Here is a 23458-nt window from a genome sequence, read left to right on the forward strand (position 1 = left end):
AGAATTAAAAATAATTTATGTTCGATTTAGAAATAATTTTAAAAAACTTTTCAAACTAAAACTTTATATAACAATATTTTATAATAACTTTTTTTTATAAAATTGAACCTAAAAGAAATGAACTCCTATTTTTATTTTTTAAAATATGAAACAGATATTTAATTTTTTAATATAATTATGTCATTAACTAAAACAAATTTAAAATCAGATATAATTGCTGGTATTGTTGTTTCATTAATAGCAATACCACTATGCTTGGGTATAGCTCTTTCATCAGGAATGTCTCCCTTTGCAGGAATGATTTCCGGAATTATAGGAGGCATTGTAATAGGGACTCTTAGTAGAGCTCAATTAAGTGTAAGCGGACCAGCAGCCGGTTTAATCACTATCATATCAACCGGAATAACAGATATTGGAATTAATGGAGTTTTATTAGCTATTTTTATTGCCGGATTATTCCAAATATGTCTTTCTCTACTTAGAGCTGGTGGAATTGCATATTTTTTTCCTTCCAGTGTCATTGAAGGAATGTTGGCTGCTATAGGTATTACTATTATTTTCAAAAATTTACCTACACTCTTAGGGTTTTCAGAACCTATTTTTAAAGAATCAGGAATTGAATATTACCATAGAATATTATCTGATATAACTCAATATGTAAATATAATGGCACTAGTTACCGGACTGTTAGCTCTTATTTGTATGGTGCTTTGGGATAAATTAAAACCCACCAAGTTAAAAACGTTTCCCGGGGCTATGATAGCTGTTTTTATAGGATTTATATGTTACTTCATGTTTAAAGAACAAAATTTTCCTTTTAATAATAAAGAATTAGTACAATTACCGATTATTGACAGTTTTGCTTCTTTTACCCACCTTTTTGCTTTTCCAAAATTCGAATTAATTTTTAATATAAATGTCTGGATATTAGCAGTAACTATAGGTTTAGTTGCTTCTATTGAGACATTATTAACAATAGAGGCTACAGATAAAATTGACCCTTTAAGAAGGATAACTCCTACAAATAGGGAATTATTTGCTCAGGGTATAGGTAATTCTATAAGTGGATTAATTGGAGGATTACCTATTACTTCTGTAATTGTAAGGTCTAAAGCTGGTTTAGATGCAGGAGGCAGAACTAAGACCACTACAATTGTTCATGGATTTATTTTATTATTGGGAGTTCTATTTCTTGCTAAATTTTTAAATATGATTCCCTTAGCTTCATTATCTGCAATTTTAGTAGTGACAGGCTATAAATTATGTACTCCTTCTTTATTTAAGCATGTTTTCAGTTTAAGTAAGCATCAATGGATTCCTTTTATAATTACTGTAATTTCTATTTTATTTACAGATTTGCTAAAAGGAGTTGGTATAGGGATGTTAGTAGCTATCTATTTTATTTTAAGAGGAAACATGAAATCTTGTTATACTATTTATAATACAACCATTGATGGAGTAAAATATATTCACCTCGTTCTATCTGATGAAATTTCTTTTCTTAAAAAAGCTACAATAATAAAAACTTTATCAAGGATAAAGAAAGGTTCTAATGTTATTATAGATGCCGAAAAAACCATTTATATAGACTTTGATGTATTAGAATTAATACGTGAATTTAAAAAAGAAACAGCTCCAATGAAAAATATTAATGTAAAACTTATAAATTTTAAAGATGTATATAAGATAGAAAATAATAAAGATGGAGTAAACCTTAATTCGGAAAACATTCAATCTATAAAACTAAACAATGAAAATTTTAAAAATTTTGATGCTATTATATAATTTGTATATACCTTAAAATTAAAAATAATGAAAGCTCATACTAAAGAAAATTTAGAATCTATAGATCCTCATGAAGCTTTACAATATCTAAAAGAAGGAAATTATAGGTTTGTTAATAACTTAAAAGTCAATCGGAATCTTTTACAACAAGTAGAGGAAACAAACGATGAACAACATCCTTTTGCTGTTATTGTTAGTTGTATGGATAGCAGAACTTCCACTGAACATATTTTTGACCAGGGAATCGGAGATATTTTCAGTATCAGAAATGCCGGAAATGTGATTAATACTGACGTATTGGGTTCCTTAGAATACGCATGTAAAGTTGTGGGATCCAAACTTATACTTGTTTTAGGGCATACACATTGTGGAGCTATAAATGGAGCTTGTAAACATTATGAATTAGGTCATTTAACAGAGTTATTACACAAAATTCATCCGGCTATGGAAAAAGTTGGTAAAGATAATCCTAATGATGATAAAGAACATGAAGATTATATAAATAAAGTAGCTCATGAAAATGTCATTCATAGTATTGATGAAATACTTGCCAAAAGTTCAGTTTTAAGGGAATTAATTGATCAGGGTAGAATTGGAATCACAGGAGGATTTTATGATGTTAAAACAGGAGAAGTTGAGTTTTTTGATGAAATTATTTATAATTCTCCTAAAGTCTAATTTATTTATAAAAACTAAAAATCCGGGAAATTTTCCCGGATTTTTAGTTTTTATATTTCCCCTATATCCGTTCTATAATAATTATAATCAAAATGAATTTTTTCTATATTCTGATAGGCTATTTTCCTAGCTTCTTCTAAGCTATTTCCTATTCCTACAACATTAAGAACTCTTCCTCCTGAAGTATAAAGTATATTATTGTTTAGAAAAGCACCCGCTATAAAATAAAGACATGTTGCTTTTTGAAGTCCTTTTATTTCAAATCCTGAATCATAATTTAAAGGATAACCACCAGAAGCTAAAACCACACAAACGGAATGTTTATTTTGCCAGTTTAGATAAATAGGTTTATTATCTATTGCATCGTTGAATACATCTAATATGTTATTTTCTAATAAAGGAAGAATCGCTTGCGTTTCCGGATCCCCCATTCTCATATTATATTCTAGTAAATAAACTCCATCTTGTGTAATCATAAGCCCAAAGAAAATGATCCCTGAAAAGTTCATATTTTCAGCTTTTAACCCTTCTAATGTTGGTTGCAAAATATCTTTATTAAAAGCTTCCCAATGTTTGTCCTTAAAAAATGGATTAGGAGAAACGACTCCCATTCCTCCCGTATTCAAACCTAACTCTCCATTCCCAATTTTCTTATGATCCTTAGCGGAAATAAAAGGAATTATTTCATTTCCGTTATATATTGAAAGAATAGATGCTTCAAAACCTACGAGGTATTCTTCTATTACAACATGATTTCCGGCACTACCAAATATTTGTTTATTTAATATTTCATCCAATGCCTTCTCTGCTTCAAATTCATCTTTACATATAAAAACACCTTTACCTGCAGCTAAACCGTCTGCTTTTATTACTAATGGGTATTTTTGATTTTGTGCATAATTATTAGCATCTGTATAATTATTGAAAGTTTTATATTTTGCTGTTTTCACACCATATTTGGACATAAATTTTTTAGCAAACTCTTTACTCCCTTCCAGTTGTGCAGATTTTTTATCCGGCCCTAAAATTCGAAGTCCCTTTTCCTGAAATACATTAACAATTCCATCTACTAGAAGCGCTTCAGAACCTACAATAGTTAAATCCATTTGTTTTTTCTCAGAAAAATCTGCAAGCTCTTCAATAGTTCCAAAATTGATATTTTTACCTATTTTAGCTGTTCCTCCATTTCCGGTAGAGAAATAAAGCTTTGCATCAGGATTATCCTTTTTTATTTTCCATCCTATGGCATGTTCACGACCTCCATTTCCAATAATTAAAACATTCATAAATATTATCGTTTAGTTTAGCTTAAATTATAACAAATATAAAATTAAAAATATAAACTTTTATTCATCATTTTACTTTTTAACTTGTTTATCAAACCAAATTTATTTTACCAGATAAATATTTGAATATAGAAAAAATCTAAATTGTTACACTATTTTGATTAACTGTTTTTTTAATTAATATTCGGTAAACATTCTTTGTATTTCTTTATAATCGTTTGTTTTTGTTAAAGCTAACATAAGTAAAACTCTGGATTTATAAGGATTAATATACCAAGAAGCCGAAAAACCATATTTATCATCGTCTATTTCATCCCATTGAGCTGTGGGACCCATTAAGATACGGGAAGAGCGTACTACTGCTATTCTTTTTTTAACTGCATTTGCAAGTGCATTTTGCATTTCAGTTGTTATATTCCCATTCCCTACTCCTGCTGTCACAATACCTTTTACACCTTCTTTAACAGCTGCATCTACAAATAAAGAGGTTGCATTAGAATAACTTAAAATAATTTCTACCCTTGGTAATTTAGTTATTTTACTAATATCAAATTCTGAATTTATAGTATGCCTTTTTAAAGATTCTCTTGTAAAAATCGGTTTTCCATCATACATAATTCCTAGTTGTCCATAATTTGGATCTTGAAATGTTCCTACTGCTAAAGTATTGGTTTTTGCAATGTCATCAGCTCCAATTATTTTATCATCCATGACTACCATTACTCCTTTTCCAATAGATTCTTTTGATGATGCACAGGCTACAGCATTATAAATATTTCTGGGACCGTCTGAGCTAATAGCAGTTGAAGGACGCATAGATCCAACTAATACAACTGGTTTATTACTTTTAACAGTAAGATTTAAAAAATATGCTGTTTCTTCTTGTGTATCTGTTCCATGAGTTATCACAACCCCGTCTACATCTGATTGCTTAAGTAGTTCATTAACTCTTTTAGATAATTTAAGCCATACTTCATCATTCATATTCTGACTTCCAATATTTGCTACCTGTTCTGCTTTAATATTGGCAATATCTTTAATAGAAGGAACTGCACTAAGTAATTGATCTACTGTAATTGCACCTGCTTTGTATTCTGAAACTACTGCTGTTGATCCTTGCCCGGCAATTGTACCACCTGTTGCCAATATGTAAATTGTGGGTTTCACTTGTGCATGTACTGATAAAATTAGTACAAACATAAACAAGCTAAAAAAGTTTTTAAAATTCATTGTTCTCATATTCTGATAATTATACTTTATTTTTTCGTTTTCTCCCATGCTTCAACATATTCATTCATAGTTTCTGACAATTTTTCTCCAATAATACGATAGTCATTTTCTTCCAAGTTAGCTAATGATACTCGTACTGACCATTCCGGTCCGGCAAAACCTCCTCCATTTAACAAAACTATAGAAGATTTTTCTGCTAATCTAAAGACAATGTCTACGGGTTCAAAATTCTTTTCTAAAAATAATACAAATTCTTTATCATAGTTTTTTAATGCCCATTCATGAATATCGATTTCACAATAGTAACCAGCTCTTTCCGGGTCTGGTATAACAGTCATATTCATACCTTCCCAAAGAAGATTATATCTGTGTTTAACTAAACCTGTACATTCCTTTTTATATTTATCTTCTTTGTCTAATAAAGCAAATGAAGCAAATAATAACATCTGAATTTGTTGTGGTAAAGATAATCCTGCTGTATGATTTAACGCTACTTGACGACTATCTGCAACTAACCGATCAATAAACTTAAGTTTTTCAGGATACAAGGTTAAACTGGAATATAATTTAGATAATTTTTGTTTTTCTTTTTCTGGTAGGGCTGACAACATTTTATCGTATATATTCTCTTCATGTAATGCTATAGCTCCTAATCTCCATCCTGTGGCTCCAAAATACTTAGAAAAAGAATATACACATAAAGTATTCTGTGGTAATTCTTTCATCAAAGATCTAAATCCGGGGACAAAGGTACCATAAACGTCATCCGTTAAAATCATAAGATTCGGGTTTAAATTTTTAACTACTTTAATTAAATATTTCCTACTTTTATCTGAGATTTCAACTGAAGTTGGATTACTAGGGTTTACAATAAAAAAAGCTTTTATTGTTTTATCTCCTAATTTATCCAATTCTTCTTCCGGATATTGATAATTTGAATTTCCATTCTTATCCTTGGCTGTTCCATGTATATAGGTTACCTTAAAGTTATATCTAGCCAGTTCAGGGATTTCTAAATAAGGGGTAAACACAGGAACTCCTAAAGCTATATGATCTCCTTTTTTTAATAAAAAATTTTCAAGCAATGAGTTAAATATGTAGCACATAGCAGCTGTTCCACCTTCTACTGCAAAAATATCATATTTTGCATTTTTTGGTACTTCATTTTTACACATTTCCTGTATTAAATAGTCATGGACTATAGGCTCTACATGCTGCAACATTCTTACCGGACTTGGATACTGGTCTCCAATGACTCCTTCTGCTAATTCATGTGCCCAACTATCCGGATCATATCCATGTTTTTTAATTCCATATTTATATGTATTTTTTAATAGGTCTATACCCGGAAGATTTTTATTATTTTTAAAAAATAATTCTAATCGTTTACCTATATCTTTTTTTAGAGGAATACCTGCTAATCCTACATGCTTATCCATTGCTCTTTTGCATTCTTCTATTGCAAATCGACCTAAAGTGAAAAAAGCTTCTCTTGGCAAAGTTGCAACCCAATTAGGATTTCCACGACCTGCATTCAACATGGTATTTACTGAATTTTTTTGTTGGTCGGTGGCTAATTTTACAAGATTATTTTTTAATTCAAAAGGGCTCAATTGTTCTAATTGTTGCTCTTTATGTCGAGAGGTTTTAAGTTTTGAAATGTCCATTACTATTATTCAATTTTTAATTTTTTTATACTATTAATTTTTACTTATCAGCTCATCATTAAAACTATAACTACTCCCCAAATTATAAGGAGAGTATTCCCTACTGCATAGGTTGTAGTATATGATAAAGCTGGTACTTTACTTTGTAAAGTGTCTTCTAGAGCACCTAAGGCTGCTGTAGTTGTTCTTGCGCCAGCACAAGCACCTAAAGTTATTGCCGGATTAAATTTAAATACATAACGTCCAAGCAAAATTCCTATCAACATAGGGACAAGGCTAACAAAAATTCCTGCTATAAATAAACTTACTCCAGACGTTTTTAATCCAGAAATAAAATCGGGTCCTGCATTTATTCCAACTACTGCTATAAACATATTAAGCCCCAAATTGTTCATTAGCCAAACTGAGGGGGCGGGAATATTTCCAAAAGTAGGGCGTAGTGAACGAGCCCAACCAAAAATAATACCCATAATTAATACTCCTCCACTAGCACTTAAACTTAATGGAACATTTCCAGCTCGAAATGATATAGAACCTAAAATTCCCCCTAAAAATATACCTATGCCTACATATAATATATCTGTTATATTACTTGGACGTTCTGGATACCCTACATAAGATGCAAATTTGTCAACATCACCTTTTCTTCCTTCTATTTCTATAATGTCCCCTCTTTGTATTTTTACATTCTTTAAAAGTGGCAAGGTTACCTTTCCTCTATGTATCTTAAGTATAACAACTCCATGTCTCTGTTTACTGAATTTAAGATTTTGAAGACTTTCTCCAATAATTTCTTTATTAGCAACAATTACTTTTAAATTTTCTACTTTAAAGTCTAAAAGTTTTAAATCAACAACTTCTTCCCCAATACAATCTTCATCAGCTAACATAGTATCTATAGGTCCGTTCAAAACCAATTTATCTCCTTTATTTATAGAGGTATCAGGAGTAGGATCATTAATGATTTTATTATTGGATGAAACTCGAATTTTTTCTATGTATATAGGCCAGCCTTTTTTAATAAGGAAATCTTCGACTTCATGAACAGTTCTTGATTGATCAAAAAATGCATTGGAAGCCTGAATAACCCTGAATGTGGTCCCATCATAAGCTTCTTCGAGTCCTGGTTCATCATCCTGTATTAACCCACCTAATGATTGTTCATAATCTTTTGTTTGTTTAATTACATCTTTTCCTAAAAGTTTTGGTCCGATAAAAGCTAAAAACCAGGCAGTTCCAGCTGTACCAAAAATATATGTAACCGCATAGGCAACAGGAATTTGATTAATCATCTGCTGTTTTTGAGAAGAATCTATACTTAATTGATTTATTGTATCTGAGGCTACTCCTATTACCGCTGAAATTGTACTTGCTCCGGCCAATAATCCTGCTGCATTTCCTATATCGAAACCAGCAATTAATGCTGCTACCCAACCTATTAGTAAACATGATACACAAACTAAAGCTGCAAAAGCGATTTGAGGTAAACCTTCTTTTTTTAATCCCTGTACAAACTGAGGACCTACACTATAGCCCACAGCAAATAAAAAGATCAGAAAAAAAGTCGATTTTACTGTTGGAGAAATAGTTATACCTAATTGCCCTATTAAAACCCCCATCAATAAAACTCCTGTAACTGATCCTAAACTAAATCCTTTAATTTTGATTTTTCCTACTGCAAAACCTAGAGCTAGTGTGAGAAAGATTGCTAGTTCAGGTGAATTTTGCATAGTCTTAATTATCCATTCCATATATTTTTTTTATAAATGCATTTATTTAATGTTATAAATTATTAAAAATAATTATTAATTAAAATACAATATTATAATTATTTAAAATAATTGCAATAAACATGCCAATAATAATTGCTTTTATGCAGATTTAATTTTCTATTGTATTTTATTTATAACAATAAGATTTATGAAAATTCTGATTTTAAAATTATTCTTACTAATTTTTCAAATCGACTTATAACAAAAATAGAAGGTTTAATAGTAAAAAGTAATTTAATTATTTAATAAATAATTTATTAATAATATATAGTTAAGAAGCTTTTTTTAATTTTTATTTATAAATTAGTTTAAAATAATATTTATAATTTAATTGAAAAAAATGAAATGATATAATAAAATAAATTTAATGAATTATATACATTAATAAAAACTTAAATATCTCACATTACAATTGTTAATTAATAAACAAATCCTTACCTTTGCATGTATTATTAAAAATAGTTAATGAATTTATTTCAAGAGTATGGTCTATCTGAAGATCTACTAAAGGCCATTACAGAGCTAGGGTACACTCAACCCACAGATATCCAAAAACAAACCATTCCTTACTTATTATCTAAAGAAGAAGATATAATTGCTTTAGCACAGACAGGTACAGGAAAAACAGCGGCTTTTTCATTACCAATACTGGAAATGATAGATAGCGAACAAAAAAATGTACAAGCTTTAGTCTTGTGTCCAACACGTGAACTATGTTTACAAATTTCGAAAGATATAGCGAGTTATTCAAAACATATGACTAATATACGCTCATTAGCAGTATATGGAGGTTCAAGTATTACAGAGCAGATACGAGGTTTAAAAAGCAATCCTCAAATCGTTATAGGTACTCCAGGCAGGGTAAATGATATGCTAAAAAGAGGGGTATTAAAAATTAATCATATTCAATGGCTTATTTTAGATGAAGCGGATGAGATGCTTTCTATGGGATTCAAGAATGAGCTAGAAACAATATTAATAGAAACTCCTAAAGAACGCCAAACTTTATTATTTTCCGCTACAATGTCTAAACAAGTTGAGAAAATAGCCAAAGGTTACATGAAAGGAGCCCATAAAATTTCAGCCGGAGGTATTAATGAAGTTAAGAAAAATATTACTCACAAATTTGTTATAGTCAGAGATAGACAAAAAAATAACGGTCTCAGAAGAATTTTAGATGCCAATCCGGATATTTATTCTATCGTTTTTTGTAGAACTCGTTTGGAGACACAAAATGTAGCAGATTTTTTAATGCACCAAGGATATTCTGCTGACGCCTTGCATGGAGATCTATCTCAAGCACAGCGTGATACGGTTATGAAAAAATTTCGGCTAAAAAATATTCAAATTCTTGTCGCTACTGATGTTGCTGCCAGAGGTTTAGATGTGAACAATCTTACACACGTAATTCATTATTCATTACCTGACGATCCTGAAGTTTTTGTACACAGAAGCGGAAGAACCGGGCGTGCCGGAAAAGATGGTGAATCTATTGCTATCATCAGACCTAGTGAAGTTGTAAAATTTAACAGGATAAAAAAAGAAACTTCTATTAAAGTAGAGGAAATGGAAATTCCTACTAAAGAAAGTATATTAAAAGCCAAAGAAATTTACCTTTCTTCTAAGCTATTAGCCTCTGATTTTACTACAAATAATTTTGAATTAAGTCAGATTCCTGATTTGGCTGACATATCAAAAGAAGAACTTTATAAAAGAGTTATGTATCTTGAATTAAAGTCTACTTGGGAATTTTATCAAAAAGAAAAAGATATAGCCCCTATTGATAAAAATGAAAGGTTTTCTGAGAGAGAAAGTGGAAGAAGAAATAGAAGAGATAGAGACAGAAAAGTTGCTAAAGGAGGTGGAAAAAACAGAAGAACTAGGAAAAATGGTAATTTTACGAGATTTTTCTTTAATTTAGGAAAACGGGATAACTTAAATAAAGTAACGATAATTGATCTTATAAATAAAAATACTAAAGGAGCTAGGGCAGATATTGGAGATATTGACATACGAGATAGATTTTCTTTTTTTGAAGTAGATTCAGGTTATGCTGATCAATTACTAAAAAAAATTAACAAGCTTAGTTTTAATGGTAAGAATATGTCTTTAGAAATTGCTCAATAAAATAATTTACTAAACTATTTTCATTACTTGATAAATATCATACTATTCTTTTAGGCATGAAAAATGCTTATAAGTAAATTGTACTAATTTTATTTTTTATAAAATATGGCTTCAATAAAAAAAATATTTTTTTCTTTGTTGATATTTCTATCTGCGATTACACTTTTTTCTGCTCAGATAAAAAATCAAAAAACAGAAATAGTAAAAATATATGGAAATTGTGAAATGTGTAAACAAACCATTGAAAAAGTAGGATCTATCCCTGATGAATCTTTAGTATTGTGGGATGTAAAAACAAAACAAGCAGAAATTACTTATGATTCCAATAAAACCTCTATAGACAAAATATTAAAGAGAATAGCTTTAGTTGGCTATGATAATGAAAAATATAAAGCAAAAGATGGAGTATATAGACAATTGCCTATATGCTGTCAGTATGAAAGAAAAAAATAAGCGCTCTTTTTTATGAGAATTAATAAATTCTCATATTTAATACATTAATTTATCAAAATGAGACTAAATATAAAATATTTAGTCTTTTTTATATTTATAGTTTTTCTATTTTACTAAAAAATAGAATTTTCTTAATATTTTTTAATTAAACATTCTCCGTTTAAATTATTATTTCTATATTTTTAATAATAAATCTATTTATTAAAAGTAATATATAAAATTATACGAAAATATTTAGAGGATATATTATTTAATTTACCTTTAAAATATTACACTGTACAAAAAAAAAGATAAAAAATACTAAATACTATTTTAATTTTTTATAATTTAACGCTACATATGTAAACTATAAATAAAATAATTATGACTGAATTAAAAATTGTTGCAACCCTTATTATTAAAAATGGATATAATCGGGAATTTGAAGAAATACTACATTTTATAGCGGATGAATCAAGAAAGGAATCTGGAAATATTTCTTACGAAATTCATCAGGATATAAAAAACCCATTAAAGTTTCTAATTTTAGAAACATGGAAATCCCAAGAAGCAATAAATGAACATAACCTTACTTTGCATTTTAAAAAATTTACAGACAGCATTAAAAATAAAATTGATACGTTACAAATAGATATTATTAAAAAAATTTATTAAATTTAAAATTACTTTTTTTATAATAAGTAACTTATTATCACTTTAAGTATAACATAACCCAATAAACACCCCTTATTTACTTTAATTTTATAAAAAAAGATAGCAAAAGTTATATACTTTTTTATTATTACAAATCTTTTTTAATAATAAAAAACTAATCTTTACAGATATAGATTAGTTTTTTATTATTAGTACTTACATAATTTTTTTAAGAGGCAACTCCTCTAGGATACCATACAGTACACATAATACCTTCACTTGCAACTTTCGGGTGTGCACATGTTGAAGTTTGAAATTTTGAACATTTTAAACAATCATCTTCTTTATGTGGAACAGCTTTAAATTCATAGGAACTACATACTTGATTTTGACTAACTCCAATTTCTTTTATTGTACATAATTGACCATTTAAAAAATGTTCACAGTTTCCACAACAATCGGCTAACTTTAACTCCATAACTATTTTATTTTATTGTTAAATATTGATATAAAGTTAATAATAATCAAACAAAGAATCATTCTAAATTGCTGATTTACATATATTTATAATTAGAATAAATTAAAATAAATTTTATAGCTTTACTTATATATTTTCTACATAAAAAGACCATTTATTTTTAAAATTTATTACGAATTTTTTTCACATTTCTTTACATAAGAATTTCTAACCATATTTTTTACTAGGGTTATTTTGTTGTAGTAGCTGTCAATGAGCACATTTGTATCATGACAATTTCTGCCTAAAACTAATAATACTCATTATCGCCAAAGATTTTAGATTAATTTTTTCAGATAACTTTTCAGGATTTTATAAATAAAAATATATTATTTATATTATTCAACAAAAAAACCTGATATTAGAATATTTGATTTATATTTTTTAGGTTTAATAATTTTTTAATTACCACCTTATCTACTGGTAAAGGAACATTTTCAATTTTTAAATCAGATAATGGAATCCAAACTACTTCTTCAATTCCTGAATCCATAATTTTTAATGTTGAAAAATCATTACATCCAACCCAGTAATAAATTGTCAATAATTGTTTTTCGGGAGTTAACTCTGATTTTATAAAAAAATCTTGTGTATAAAAATGTTCTTTTACTTCTATTTTTAAATTTAACTCCTCCATAAATTCTCTTTCCAGAGTTTGTCTTATTCCCTCTCCCAATTCTAAACCTCCTCCCGGTAATTTTAATAGTTGATTACCTGCATACATTTCTCTTAAAAACATAAGTGCATTGTCTTTTATTAAAAGTGCATATACCCTTACATTAACTGTTTTTAAATTTTCCATGCGTTTACCATTTCTCTTTTACCTTTAGGACCTTGTAATTTTTCTACTTTAAAACCGACTAATTCCATTGCTCTCCTTGCACTTCCTTTACTAGAATAGGTGGTAAGTAATGCTGGAGAGGACATACAATTATATATTTGCCTAAACATAGGTTCATCCCAAAATTCCGGTTGTACTCGGGCACCAAAAGCGTCATAATAAACCAAGTCTATATTTTGAATTGGAATATTTTTTAATTCAAAAAAATCTAAGTTATATTTTATTAACTTAAAATTATTTTCAATAACTATTTCTTTTTCCCATTCTGCCTCATGTAATAAAAAAAATTTTTTTTCAGCTTCTTCTTCGTCCGTTAATTTCCAATATTGCAATTTTTCGAACTCTTCTGTACTTACAGGATATTTTTCTATAGTGTAATAATTTATTTTTATGTTTTTCTCTATTGCTTTATTTAATGTTAAGAAAGCATTTAAACCTGTTCCAAAACCCATCTCCAAAATAGAAATTTCTTTTGAATGAATTTTATCTAACCCATTAGAAATAAACACATGATTGGCTTCCTGCAAAATTCCATGATGTGAATGGTAACATTCGTTCCATTCAGGAATTTTAATAGTATGTGTACCTTCTTCTGTAGTAATAATTACTCTTTCTAACATAAAAACAATAAAGTAATCTTCAAAATTACAATACTTTTTTCATGAATAAGATGTTTTTATTTATTAAATTTGAAGTAACAAAGAAAGCAAATCTAAATATAAATAATGGAAATAAATAAAATCCAACATTCTAAGCTTGATAAAGTAGATCCAAATAATTCTGCTTTTGGAGTAAATATATCTGATCACATGCTAATATGTGTATTTAAAGACGGAAAATGGGGAGAGCCAGTAATTATGCCTTATGGTGGAATGAATTATTCTCCTGCTTTAATGGCAATTCATTATGGACAAGCTATTTTTGAAGGAATGAAGGCATATAAAGATAGTAATGATAATGTTTTTTTATTCAGACCTGAGAAAAATTTTGAACGATTTAATAAATCGGCAGAAAGATTGGCTATGCCTAAAATTACTAAAGAAATATTTTTAGACGGACTTTTATCATTAATTGATTTAGATAGAAACTGGGTGCCTACCAAAGAGGGTAATTCCTTGTATATACGTCCAACTATGTTTGCTTCTGAAGAGATGTTTTCTGCCAGGATTTCCAATGAATATACTTTTGCTATTATGACTTCTCCGGCAAATAGTTACTATGATAAGCCTTTAAAAATAAAGATAGAAGATTATTATACACGTGCTGTGGACGGCGGTGTGGGTTTCACAAAATGTGCCGGAAATTACGGAGCGTCTTTCTATCCTACGAAATTAGCAAATGAGGCAGGCTACGACCAAGTTATATGGACTGACAGCAAAGAACATCTATATTTTGAAGAATCTGGAACAATGAATGTAATGGTAAGAATTGGAGATGTTTTATATACCCCTCCTACCTCCAATACTATTTTAAGCGGTATTACCCGAGATAGTTTGGTGACTATTGCTAAGCATAATAAGATTGAAGTGAAAGAAGAAAGAATTTCTGTGGATGATATATTTAATGCCTATAAATCCGGAAATTTAAAAGAAATATTTGGTTGCGGAACAGCGGTGGTTATTAATAGATATTCTCATGTGGCTTATAGAGATTTTATTATGGAACTTCCCGAACTTGATGAAAAAAATAGTTTTGCTATATTTCTAAAAAAACAACTTGTAGATTTACAAACCAATAAATCTGAAGATCCTTTCGGATGGAGATATAAGGTTGAAAAAAAATTATTATAAAAATTAAACGCATATTTGATTATCTAATTTTTAAAAAACTTCTAGTATAGGTTATTAGAAGTTTTTTTACGTTATTTTTATAAATTTGATATGATGAGACTTAAGGGTAGTGAAAATTCCATACAAAAAGTTCAATTTATTTTTATTAGCATTTTATTTTTATTAAACCTGACACAAGCCTTAACTCTTCCTTTAATTGATGATGAAGCTTATTATTGGGTTTGGTCTAAGCGTTTAGATTTTGGATATTTCGATCACCCTCCTATGGTGGCTGTCTTTATTAAATTAGGATATGCTTTATTTCCTAATATGTTGGGAGTACGAATAGTTTCGGCTCTATCAAATGTTTTATTTTATATTCTATGGATTTACATACTGAAACCTAAAACTTTACAAGAAAATTATTTACTTTTAGGATTATTAGGATCATCTGCAATATTTCAGGGTTTAGGTTTTATTTCTACTCCTGATACTCCTTTATTATTATTTGGAACTTTTTTTCTATGGAGATGGAAAGAATTTTTATGCATACAGAATTTTAAAACAACATTTCTTTTGGCCTTATCAATGGCTTTAACCATGTATTCAAAATATCAAGGTATAATTATAATTGTATGTGCTATACTTCCTAGTATACCTATTTTATTTAAAAACAAATGGTTTTATTTAAGTATTTTGTTTTCAATTATCTTATATTCTCCACATTTATATTGGCAATATATTTCAAATTGGCCTTCGATCAGATATCATATTTATGAAAGAACACAAAAAGTAGCAAAAGGTTTCTTACCCGGGGGATGGCTCTTAGGAATACTTGTAATTTCAAATCCTTTATTAATTTATTTTTATTTTAAAAGTTTAATTATAAAATCAAATTTTAAAGATTTACTCTGGGTTAAATCATTACAATGGGTATCTATAGGTAGTATAATTTTTTTCGGATTTTTTTCTTTTTCCAGAAAAATCCAACCTCAATGGAACTTAGTTGTTTATATGGCACTAATACCTCTTTGTTTCCTATTTTACAGAAAAAAAATATCTAAATATTTGTTACGAATTTGTTATTTTTCTTTATTTCTATTTATAGTAATTCGTATTTCTTTTTTATCTCCTATTATTATTTCTTATACACCGATGTATAAAATAAAAAAATTTGTATTACATGCAGAGGAAGTAAATCGAGGTATAGCTGTATTTGAAAGATATCAAAAAGCTGCTTTGTTTAATTTTTATACACAAAAACCTTCTGTAGCTTTACAGGTTTATACTCATCGAAAATCTCAGTATGATTTGTGGAATTCTGAAAATTATCTAAATGGTAAAAACATTACTTTTTTTGGATTAGAACATACTTCTAATCATTTTATTTTAGATGAATCTAATAAAAAAGAATATTATAAATATATTTCCAATTTTCATTCTTATTCTAATATTTCTTGTCAAATAAATTTAAATAAATCTTATCTTGATTCTGCCAAAATATTACATCTATATTTGAAATGGCAAAATCCTTATGAAAAAAATTTTATTCTAGAAAATAATTCTGCTCTTGAAGGTGGAATTATGTTAACTGACAAAAAATCTTTAGAACCTAAAATTTTCTTACCCTTCGCGCAAAGTATACAAATTTTACATGGAAATTCTGACGAAAAACTTTTTTTATTTGATCTCTCTTCGTGTGCTGCTAATCAATATAGAATATATATTGTTATTAAACCTTGCGGAATTTCTGGAAAGAACATTTCTGAAGGGATGAACATTAATATTTCTAATTTATAGAATATACTGCATTTGATTATTTTTTAGTAATTTTGATAAATTCTTCTCATGGTACATATAAAAAATATATATAAATCTTTTGGAAATTTAGAAGTATTGAAAGGAGTTTCTTTACTTATTAAAAGAGGTGAAATTGTTACTATAGTAGGAGAATCAGGTGCAGGAAAGTCTACTTTGCTACAAATTATTGGAACATTAGATAAACCTACCTCACCCGAAAAAAATCATAGTCTTATAGAAATTGACAGCTTACCTATAATTCAACTAAAAGATAAAGAACTTTCTCTTTTCAGAAATAAAAATATAGGTTTTATTTTTCAATTTCATCAATTACTCCCAGAATTTACTGCTATTGAAAATGTAATGCTTCCTGGGATGATAGGAGGAAAAACAAAGAATGAATTATATAAAAAAGCAGAGGATTTATTAAAATATTTAAATCTATCTCATCGTTTAGAACATAAACCAGGAGAACTTTCCGGTGGGGAACAACAAAGGGTAGCCGTAGCTCGTGCTTTAATGAATGATCCTAAAATAATTTTAGCTGATGAACCTTCTGGAAATTTAGATTCTAAAAATGCTGAAGACCTGCATCGACTCTTTTATCAGCTTAGAGAGGAATTTGATCAAACTTTTATTATTGTTACACATAATATTCATTTAGCTGAAATGGCAGATCGAAGAATGGAAATGAAGGATGGTAAAATTGTTAGTTAAAAAAATCTATTTTTGTTTGTTATTAAATAAAATTCATAAAAAAAGGAAGTTTCTATATAATAAAATAACTCCCTTTTTATAATTTTTATATTATAACATCATAATATCTTTTATTTTTCCTGCTTCTTTGTAATATTCAATTACAGAAATTGAATCTGGAACATATAATGTAACGGTTACACTTGTATATTTACCGTTTTTACTTTCCCTCATAACAAATGAAGCCTCCCCATGATCAAATATTTTGTGTAATAACGCTATATTTTTATCTCCAGTAGGAATAATAAACTTAAACATATAATTACCGGGGAAATCGTGCCTTTCATCGAGTTGTTTACGAAATCTATCATAAAAATCATCCGGATTTTTATCTTGATTATCAAAAATTTTTATTTTATCATTAGTTATCATATAACATGTCTAAACAAAACTTAAGCCAAGCAGATAATCTATGTCATTTTGGCTAATTAGCTATCTTCCATACATTTTATTATATAAATCTATATATTTTTGTTTTATAAATTTTCTTTTCAGTTTCAATGTAGGGGTTAATTCGCCTCCTTCTACAGACCATATTGTCGGGGTTAATTCTATTTTTTTTATCTTTTCCCAATGCCCTAATGAGGTATTTACTCTCTCTACATCTTGTTCTATTCTTTTTTTTAAAATTTCGTTTGTAATAAGCTCTTTCATTGAACTCTTAGTATCTATATTTAAATTTTTATATTTAATATATTCTTTCAAAAAAGCAAAATCTGGTTGTATTAATGCACAAGGCATTTTCTCTCCATCTCCAACAACCATTGCTTGTTCTATAAACCTAGATTTTTTCAAATTATTCTCAATAACTTGCGGGGTTATATATTTTCCTCCTGAGGTTTTAAACATTTCTTTTTTTCTATCTGTAATAACTAAAAATCCATCTTCCATATGTCCTATATCTCCTGTTTTCAGCCATCCATCTTCAGTAAATGCATTTTTCGTCATCTCCTCATTATTATAATACCCTAAGAATACGTTAGGTCCTTTTGTTAATATTTCACCATCTTCAGCAATTTTGACAATACTATTTTTTATTATAGGACCCACTGTACCTAATTTAAAATGATTTTCAGAAGGACCATTAACTGCTATAACAGGTGAAGTTTCTGTTAGCCCGTATCCTTCTAAAATAGGAAGCCCTGCCGCAAAAAAAATTCTATTTAAACTTACTGATAATGAAGCACTCCCACAAATCATAAATATTAATTCACCCCCTAAACCTTTTCTCCATTTTTTATATACTAAATAATCAGCTATTTTATGTAATAATCCTTTAGTTTTAAATGGCTGATATTTTTCTGCCAAATTAATGGCCCATAAAAAAATTCTAATTTTAAGGATTCCTGCCGAAGTTCCTTTTTGATAAATAGCTGAATAAAATTTTTCTATTAAACGAGGAACAACTGTCATTACATGGGGTTTTACTTCATTTAAATTTTCTACCAGTTTTTCAATACTTTCAGCAAAATATATAGAATAAGATCTGTATATAAATATGTAGTTTATCATAAGTTCTAACACATGGCTAATGGGTAGAAAGCTTAATGTTCTGCATTCTCCTTCTATTTTCAAAGGAACTCTTTCATGGCAACTCATTACATTAGATAAAATATTTTTATGACTAAGCATAACTCCTTTAGGTTTTCCTGTTGTTCCTGAAGTATATATGATTGTAGCCAAATCTTCTGTTTTCACAATTTGTTTTAAACTCTCTACTTCGTATTGAGTTTCAGGATTTTCTCCCATTGCGATCACTTCTGACCAATGGGTTGTTCCCTCTACTTCTTCAAATGAAAAAATGCTCACTAATAATGGACATTCTTTTTTTATATTGCATATTTTATCATTAAGGATTTTATCTGAAACAAAACAAAAAATACTGCCACTATCATTTAAAACAAAAACTGTATCTACTTCACTTAATGTTGGATATATAGGTACTGTAATTGCCCCTATTTGCTGTGCAGCAAAATTTATAATTAACCATTCTGTTCTATTATTTGAAACAATAATAGATATTTTATCCCCTGGTTTTATACCATATTTTATTAAGCCTCGACTCACTTTATTTACCTGATCTACTATACATTCTGTAGATGAATTTTTCCATCTACCATCTACTTTCATATTAAAAGCATTTTTTAATGGATTATTTTCCAATTGAAAATATAGTATATCAAATAATCGGTTTATTTTCATTTCCTAATATTAAGTTTATGAAAAGTAATAAAAAATTTTATATTGCTAAAACTATTTTTTATATTCTATTTTATTTAAAATATTTGATTAATAATATTAAATACAATAACAACGATATTTTTACTGAAAATTTATACCTTTTCAATATATAAATTGTGATAATCTTTTTTTATTCATTATCTTATTTATATCCTATAACTTCACTTTCAGCTTCTATAATATTTTCCACAAATTCTTTAAAATTTTTATATTCATTTACTGGGATGTTTTCCCAAGAGGTTTGTGCTGTTTTGATAATTCTAAGTTTTGTAGGTGAAATCTGATCATAGGTTAGTTCAAATTTTCTTTTTCCATATTGAAATTTTTTATTTTCAGGTACTTCAATAAACTTTTTCCCATCTGTTAAATTTAATACAATTTCTTCTTTATAATCATTTTCACCTTCATAGCTAATGTAATATATATCTGTTTCTCTTTGTTCATTTAAGATAATATTTTTATTGTATACCTGAGAAAAAAACGGGACAGATAAAAGATTCATATTCCCTATTTTCTTAGATTTTTCAGCAATTTCTATTTCAGTTTCAAAAATCAAAGGTGAGGATGTTAAATCATTACCTTTTATAAGTTTTGATGATTTTATCATTACTGATTTGTTTAACATATGACCGATTTGTTCTTCCAACTTATTTTTCCTTTCTTTTTCTGTGTTTGCTTCTGAGAATAATTGATTGTAAAAAGATTTTGATGTACCGAAAGAGTTGTATTGCATTTTAATTTTTTTTGAATCGGTATTAATGAAAACTTCTGTAAAAATATTCACTTTATTTTCTAAATTATTTGCATTGTTTAGCTCAATAAGCTTAGCATTATCATTCTCTGTTTTACTATGATTAATTACCAGAGCTTTTGCTTTGTAGTTACTCAAAGAAATTGCCCTAAATGGTAGATATTTATTGGTCAATTCTAAAAATACATCTTTACCATCTATTTTTACTTTTGCAATACAATGATTGAATCCTAAATTAGGTAATGATAAGGATGATTGTTCATTATCATTGGTAAGTACTAAAACTAAATTTGCTTGAAGACCTGCTTTTTGAGCTAAGGTAACAAATAAAGCAGATAAGTCTTTACAATCTCCAAGTTTAGTTTGTAATGTTCTGGACGGTTTTTGTGGAATATATCCACTTTGTCTAAAATCCATATAACTATACTTTATATTTTTTTGTATATAGTTATAAATTTTCTCTGAAATTTCATTTTGAGATAGAGAGGTTATTCCTTGTGGAAAAATTTCATTAAATGCTAATTCTAATTTTTTATCTTCCACCATTACTTTACTTACTACATCGGCATACCAATTAGCAATTTCTCCCCAAGATTTTATAGTTCCTACTACTACAGAGGTACAAATATCTAAATACGGTTTTGCATAGTATTCATTATAATCAAATGAAGGTGTATTTTTTAAAACCCAAGTAGTATATTTTTTATTTTTTATATTTTTTGTTTTATTCTCTATTTTACCATTATTTATAAATGTAAAATAATTCATATTTTCAGGGGCTATAATTGTAAATCTGGATTCTACTACCGGATAAGTGCCATTGAAGTAAAAAACTTCATTAAAATCTTTGAAAAATCTTCCTGATTTTTTTTCAATCTCATCATATTGAATAAGAATCACATCTCCAACTTCTAAATTAGTAAAAACTATATTGCCGGCATTTTTTTCTGCCGGAACTATTACTCCGTTTTTCTTAATGATTTCAGATTTTAAGATGTTACTATAATAACTTACATTATACTCTTTAAAATCTTCTACTCCTTGTTCTGAAGTAATTTCATAGATTATAGTTTCTTTTCCTTTAGAACCACCTTCTGGAAAAATATTAACAATATATTCATCTAAAAGTTTTGTAGCTCCACTTTCTCCTATCAGTTTTGTATTGCGTCTTTCCTTAATTAAAGAATAAAGATCTTTCACCGCAATATTATCTATCTCATCGTGTTCTTTATTTATATCTTTTAAAACATTTCTAAGATTGGTATTAGCTGGATTGTGCAATAGTGCACTTTTAAGATACTTTACGGATTCTTCCTTATTATTTAAATTAGTATAAATATAACCTATATCTGCCAAGATCGAAGATGAATATGGAAAGTTTTCCAATGCTTCTTTTGCCTGTTTTAAAGATTCATTATATTTTAGTTCTTTATTCAAAATTTGAATATATTCTTTTCTATAAAAATTAACATCCGGATATTTTTCTATAAGTGAAAGTACGAGTTTTTCGTATTCTTCATATTTTTTAGCCTTATCATATCTTTTTAATAAATCTGAAATAATAGCAAAATCATCTTTTTCTTTTAATGCATTTTCTAATCTTATGATGGAATTATCTTGTGAAGAACCTGAATAATCAAAAATATCAGCAAATAATACTAAAAAAGAACTGTTTTGATAAGATGCATCTAAAATTTCTTTTACTTTATTTATGGTTTTAACCATATCCTGCTTTCTTCCCGATATCAACACATCCATAGTTAGTGCTCCTACTTCAGATTTTGTTTTGGCCAGCCTATTTTTTAATTCTTCTAATTCATGAATTGAGACAGATGATGACCAATTTTGGTCTGCCATTCGATCGAATAACGATACATAATATTCCGGATCATCTACTTGAATATTTTTAACTATTTCTTTATTTTTTTCATCTTCATTTATATTTACATTATATTTAATCCTTAAATTTCTTATAAAAGATGATTTAGGATATGCTTTTTCAAACTCGTCCAATATTTCATCGGCTTTTGTATTCTGTTTATTTGCTAAATAGCCATTTAGTAAAATAATTTTATCGGTTATATTATTAGTTTCTTCTTTTATTTTTTGTTTAAAAAACGTTTCATAATGAAATTCTGCTTCTTCTAATTTTAAATCTTCAATTTTACTTATATTATATTCTTTATAATAATCATAGTATTTTAAATTGGTAAGAGTTTGTTTATTTTCATCTGTGAATTTAGCTAAGAGTACCGATGAATCTGTTAATTCTGATTTTATTAATAATCTGCTTACACCTTTTGGTAATTTTAATTTTAAAAGAACTGATCCTGTTTCTTTATATCCTTTATTGTGGGTTGAGTAAATTTCACAATCATTTAAAAAAGCTTTAAATTCATTGTTGGTACCTAATTGTAAAAACACCGTTTGCTCTATAGGGCTTTCAATAAAACTTTGTGCATAAATAATTCCTGGGGCATACTCTTTTTCATTATCATAGGAATGAAACCCTGCATTTTGATAGTATTTTTGATTATACCATCCTACTTTTCCGTTAGCATTTGCATTAAATAATCTGTCATTTTTAGCATAGATTTCCGGTTCATACTGTATATCGATTCCGCTGCCATTAAGATTCTCAAAAACTCCACAAAATTGCCATTTATCAACATTATTCAATGCTTTTGTATAGTTTTTATAACTTTCTATATCTCCCCTCTTTTTATCACAATATAATTTATATTGAATTATAATATCTTCGGCTTCATACTTTTTGGAAGATGCTAAAACATCCATTTTTTTACATGTATATGTATCTTCTCCTAAATCCGTATTAACAAATATGAATGGTTTATTAATTAATGGATGTATATATGAAGCGTCTGGTGATATTTTCACAAAACTTTTCACAAATTTATCATCAAAAAACATCTGTCCTTCTTCTATACTTATTATTGCATCTAAAAATAAATAATTAAAATTAGAGTCTTTAGTTTTTAAGAATGATTTATCATAAAGTTCGCGAGCTTCTTTTCTTTTATTATTAAGTAGAAAATTCCATATTTTTTCTTCTGTCTTATTTTGGGAAAAAATATTTATGGCTACAAAAAATAAAAAAAAGGATGTGATTCTTTTCATAGTATATTTTTAGT

18 protein-coding genes are annotated in these 23458 nt (G+C 27.9%); 8 read left to right on the top strand and 10 right to left on the bottom strand.

Annotated elements, in window-relative coordinates; all coding sequences use genetic code 11:
- Nucleotides 1-177 precede the first annotated feature (177 nt).
- A complete protein-coding gene (locus C4S76_RS09430) occupies nucleotides 178-1785 on the top strand; it encodes a SulP family inorganic anion transporter (RefSeq protein ID WP_105194222.1) in 1608 nt (535 codons plus the stop codon).
- Between the two features lie 27 nt (nucleotides 1786-1812).
- Nucleotides 1813-2463, top strand: coding sequence for a carbonic anhydrase (locus tag C4S76_RS09435; protein WP_105194223.1), 651 nt, complete (start codon nucleotides 1813-1815; stop codon nucleotides 2461-2463).
- A 50-nt stretch (nucleotides 2464-2513) separates the two neighbouring features.
- Here C4S76_RS09435 and purD read toward each other — a convergent pair whose 3' ends face one another.
- From purD to aspT, 4 genes are all read right to left on the bottom strand, one after another.
- Nucleotides 2514-3749 (bottom strand): phosphoribosylamine--glycine ligase, encoded by a 1236-nt coding sequence (gene purD / locus C4S76_RS09440; RefSeq protein WP_105194224.1) that lies wholly within the window; start codon nucleotides 3747-3749, stop codon nucleotides 2514-2516.
- A gap of 177 nt (nucleotides 3750-3926) precedes the next feature.
- Nucleotides 3927-4949 (bottom strand): type II asparaginase, encoded by a 1023-nt coding sequence (locus C4S76_RS09445; protein WP_181044098.1) that lies wholly within the window; start codon nucleotides 4947-4949, stop codon nucleotides 3927-3929.
- 56 nt (nucleotides 4950-5005) lie between these two features.
- Entirely contained in the window at nucleotides 5006-6646 is a 1641-nt protein-coding gene (locus tag C4S76_RS09450) for a bifunctional aspartate transaminase/aspartate 4-decarboxylase (RefSeq protein ID WP_105194225.1), read from the bottom strand.
- A gap of 47 nt (nucleotides 6647-6693) precedes the next feature.
- Complete coding sequence (aspT, locus tag C4S76_RS09455; RefSeq protein WP_105194226.1) at nucleotides 6694-8397, bottom strand: aspartate-alanine antiporter; 1704 nt, start codon at nucleotides 8395-8397, stop codon at nucleotides 6694-6696.
- A 486-nt stretch (nucleotides 8398-8883) separates the two neighbouring features.
- Between aspT and C4S76_RS09460 the strand changes: the two genes are divergently transcribed.
- The 3 genes from C4S76_RS09460 to C4S76_RS09470 all read left to right on the top strand — a co-directional run bounded on the left by C4S76_RS09460 (nucleotide 8884) and on the right by C4S76_RS09470 (nucleotide 11652).
- Nucleotides 8884-10545: a DEAD/DEAH box helicase gene (locus tag C4S76_RS09460; protein WP_105194227.1), complete on the top strand. Its 1662-nt coding sequence runs from the start codon at nucleotides 8884-8886 to the stop codon at nucleotides 10543-10545.
- A gap of 105 nt (nucleotides 10546-10650) precedes the next feature.
- Nucleotides 10651-10998, top strand: coding sequence for a heavy-metal-associated domain-containing protein (locus C4S76_RS09465; RefSeq protein ID WP_105194228.1), 348 nt, complete (start codon nucleotides 10651-10653; stop codon nucleotides 10996-10998).
- A gap of 363 nt (nucleotides 10999-11361) precedes the next feature.
- Nucleotides 11362-11652, top strand: coding sequence for a putative quinol monooxygenase (locus C4S76_RS09470; RefSeq protein ID WP_105194229.1), 291 nt, complete (start codon nucleotides 11362-11364; stop codon nucleotides 11650-11652).
- Between the two features lie 208 nt (nucleotides 11653-11860).
- On the opposite strand, the gene C4S76_RS09475 is transcribed toward C4S76_RS09470, so the two are convergent.
- The 3 genes from C4S76_RS09475 to mnmD all read right to left on the bottom strand — a co-directional run bounded on the left by C4S76_RS09475 (nucleotide 11861) and on the right by mnmD (nucleotide 13609).
- Nucleotides 11861-12109 carry a hypothetical protein gene (locus tag C4S76_RS09475; protein ID WP_105194230.1) on the bottom strand — a complete coding sequence of 83 codons (249 nt, stop codon included), beginning with the start codon at nucleotides 12107-12109 and terminating at the stop codon, nucleotides 11861-11863.
- 400 nt (nucleotides 12110-12509) lie between these two features.
- On the bottom strand, nucleotides 12510-12950 hold the full coding sequence (locus tag C4S76_RS09480) for an NUDIX domain-containing protein (protein ID WP_105194231.1): 441 nt from the start codon (nucleotides 12948-12950) through the stop codon (nucleotides 12510-12512).
- On the bottom strand, nucleotides 12938-13609 hold the full coding sequence (mnmD, locus tag C4S76_RS09485; protein ID WP_105194232.1) for a tRNA (5-methylaminomethyl-2-thiouridine)(34)-methyltransferase MnmD: 672 nt from the start codon (nucleotides 13607-13609) through the stop codon (nucleotides 12938-12940). The genes C4S76_RS09480 and mnmD overlap by 13 nt, the downstream gene beginning before the upstream one ends.
- Before the next feature lie 105 nt (nucleotides 13610-13714).
- On the opposite strand from mnmD, the gene C4S76_RS09490 reads away from it, so the two are divergent.
- The 3 genes from C4S76_RS09490 to C4S76_RS09500 all read left to right on the top strand — a co-directional run bounded on the left by C4S76_RS09490 (nucleotide 13715) and on the right by C4S76_RS09500 (nucleotide 17275).
- Nucleotides 13715-14779, top strand: coding sequence for a branched-chain amino acid aminotransferase (locus C4S76_RS09490; RefSeq protein ID WP_105194233.1), 1065 nt, complete (start codon nucleotides 13715-13717; stop codon nucleotides 14777-14779).
- Nucleotides 14780-14869: 90 nt separating this feature from the next.
- Nucleotides 14870-16558 carry a glycosyltransferase family 39 protein gene (locus C4S76_RS09495; protein ID WP_105194234.1) on the top strand — a complete coding sequence of 563 codons (1689 nt, stop codon included), beginning with the start codon at nucleotides 14870-14872 and terminating at the stop codon, nucleotides 16556-16558.
- A 48-nt stretch (nucleotides 16559-16606) separates the two neighbouring features.
- Nucleotides 16607-17275, top strand: coding sequence for an ABC transporter ATP-binding protein (locus C4S76_RS09500; RefSeq protein WP_105194235.1), 669 nt, complete (start codon nucleotides 16607-16609; stop codon nucleotides 17273-17275).
- A 90-nt stretch (nucleotides 17276-17365) separates the two neighbouring features.
- On the opposite strand, the gene C4S76_RS09505 is transcribed toward C4S76_RS09500, so the two are convergent.
- The 3 genes from C4S76_RS09505 to C4S76_RS09520 form a co-directional block, all read right to left on the bottom strand.
- The gene (locus tag C4S76_RS09505) at nucleotides 17366-17686 is read right to left on the bottom strand and encodes a DUF493 family protein (RefSeq protein ID WP_105194236.1); all 321 of its coding nucleotides are present in this window, start codon (nucleotides 17684-17686) and stop codon (nucleotides 17366-17368) included.
- Between the two features lie 60 nt (nucleotides 17687-17746).
- Complete coding sequence (locus C4S76_RS09510; protein WP_105194237.1) at nucleotides 17747-19516, bottom strand: AMP-dependent synthetase/ligase; 1770 nt, start codon at nucleotides 19514-19516, stop codon at nucleotides 17747-17749.
- A 181-nt stretch (nucleotides 19517-19697) separates the two neighbouring features.
- A complete protein-coding gene (locus C4S76_RS09520; protein WP_105194239.1) occupies nucleotides 19698-23444 on the bottom strand; it encodes a transglutaminase domain-containing protein in 3747 nt (1248 codons plus the stop codon).
- Between the last annotated feature and the right edge of the window lie 14 nt (nucleotides 23445-23458).

The organism is Apibacter adventoris, assembly GCF_002964965.1.
In the GTDB taxonomy this organism is placed as follows: domain Bacteria; phylum Bacteroidota; class Bacteroidia; order Flavobacteriales; family Weeksellaceae; genus Apibacter; species Apibacter adventoris.

Bases quoted from the DNA above. Each gene is read 5' to 3' on its own strand.
- C4S76_RS09430 (WP_105194222.1), top strand. From the start codon at position 178: ATGTCATTAACTAAAACAAATTTAAAATCAGATATAATTGCTGGTATT.
- C4S76_RS09435 (WP_105194223.1), top strand. From the start codon at position 1,813: ATGAAAGCTCATACTAAAGAAAATTTAGAATCTATAGATCCTCATGAA.
- purD (WP_105194224.1), bottom strand. From the start codon at position 3,749: ATGAATGTTTTAATTATTGGAAATGGAGGTCGTGAACATGCCATAGGA.
- C4S76_RS09445 (WP_181044098.1), bottom strand. From the start codon at position 4,949: ATGTTTGTACTAATTTTATCAGTACATGCACAAGTGAAACCCACAATT.
- C4S76_RS09450 (WP_105194225.1), bottom strand. From the start codon at position 6,646: ATGGACATTTCAAAACTTAAAACCTCTCGACATAAAGAGCAACAATTA.
- aspT (WP_105194226.1), bottom strand. From the start codon at position 8,397: ATGGAATGGATAATTAAGACTATGCAAAATTCACCTGAACTAGCAATC.
- C4S76_RS09460 (WP_105194227.1), top strand. From the start codon at position 8,884: ATGAATTTATTTCAAGAGTATGGTCTATCTGAAGATCTACTAAAGGCC.
- C4S76_RS09465 (WP_105194228.1), top strand. From the start codon at position 10,651: ATGGCTTCAATAAAAAAAATATTTTTTTCTTTGTTGATATTTCTATCT.
- C4S76_RS09470 (WP_105194229.1), top strand. From the start codon at position 11,362: ATGACTGAATTAAAAATTGTTGCAACCCTTATTATTAAAAATGGATAT.
- C4S76_RS09475 (WP_105194230.1), bottom strand. From the start codon at position 12,109: ATGGAGTTAAAGTTAGCCGATTGTTGTGGAAACTGTGAACATTTTTTA.
- C4S76_RS09480 (WP_105194231.1), bottom strand. From the start codon at position 12,950: ATGGAAAATTTAAAAACAGTTAATGTAAGGGTATATGCACTTTTAATA.
- mnmD (WP_105194232.1), bottom strand. From the start codon at position 13,609: ATGTTAGAAAGAGTAATTATTACTACAGAAGAAGGTACACATACTATT.
- C4S76_RS09490 (WP_105194233.1), top strand. From the start codon at position 13,715: ATGGAAATAAATAAAATCCAACATTCTAAGCTTGATAAAGTAGATCCA.
- C4S76_RS09495 (WP_105194234.1), top strand. From the start codon at position 14,870: ATGATGAGACTTAAGGGTAGTGAAAATTCCATACAAAAAGTTCAATTT.
- C4S76_RS09500 (WP_105194235.1), top strand. From the start codon at position 16,607: ATGGTACATATAAAAAATATATATAAATCTTTTGGAAATTTAGAAGTA.
- C4S76_RS09505 (WP_105194236.1), bottom strand. From the start codon at position 17,686: ATGATAACTAATGATAAAATAAAAATTTTTGATAATCAAGATAAAAAT.
- C4S76_RS09510 (WP_105194237.1), bottom strand. From the start codon at position 19,516: ATGAAAATAAACCGATTATTTGATATACTATATTTTCAATTGGAAAAT.
- C4S76_RS09520 (WP_105194239.1), bottom strand. From the start codon at position 23,444: ATGAAAAGAATCACATCCTTTTTTTTATTTTTTGTAGCCATAAATATT.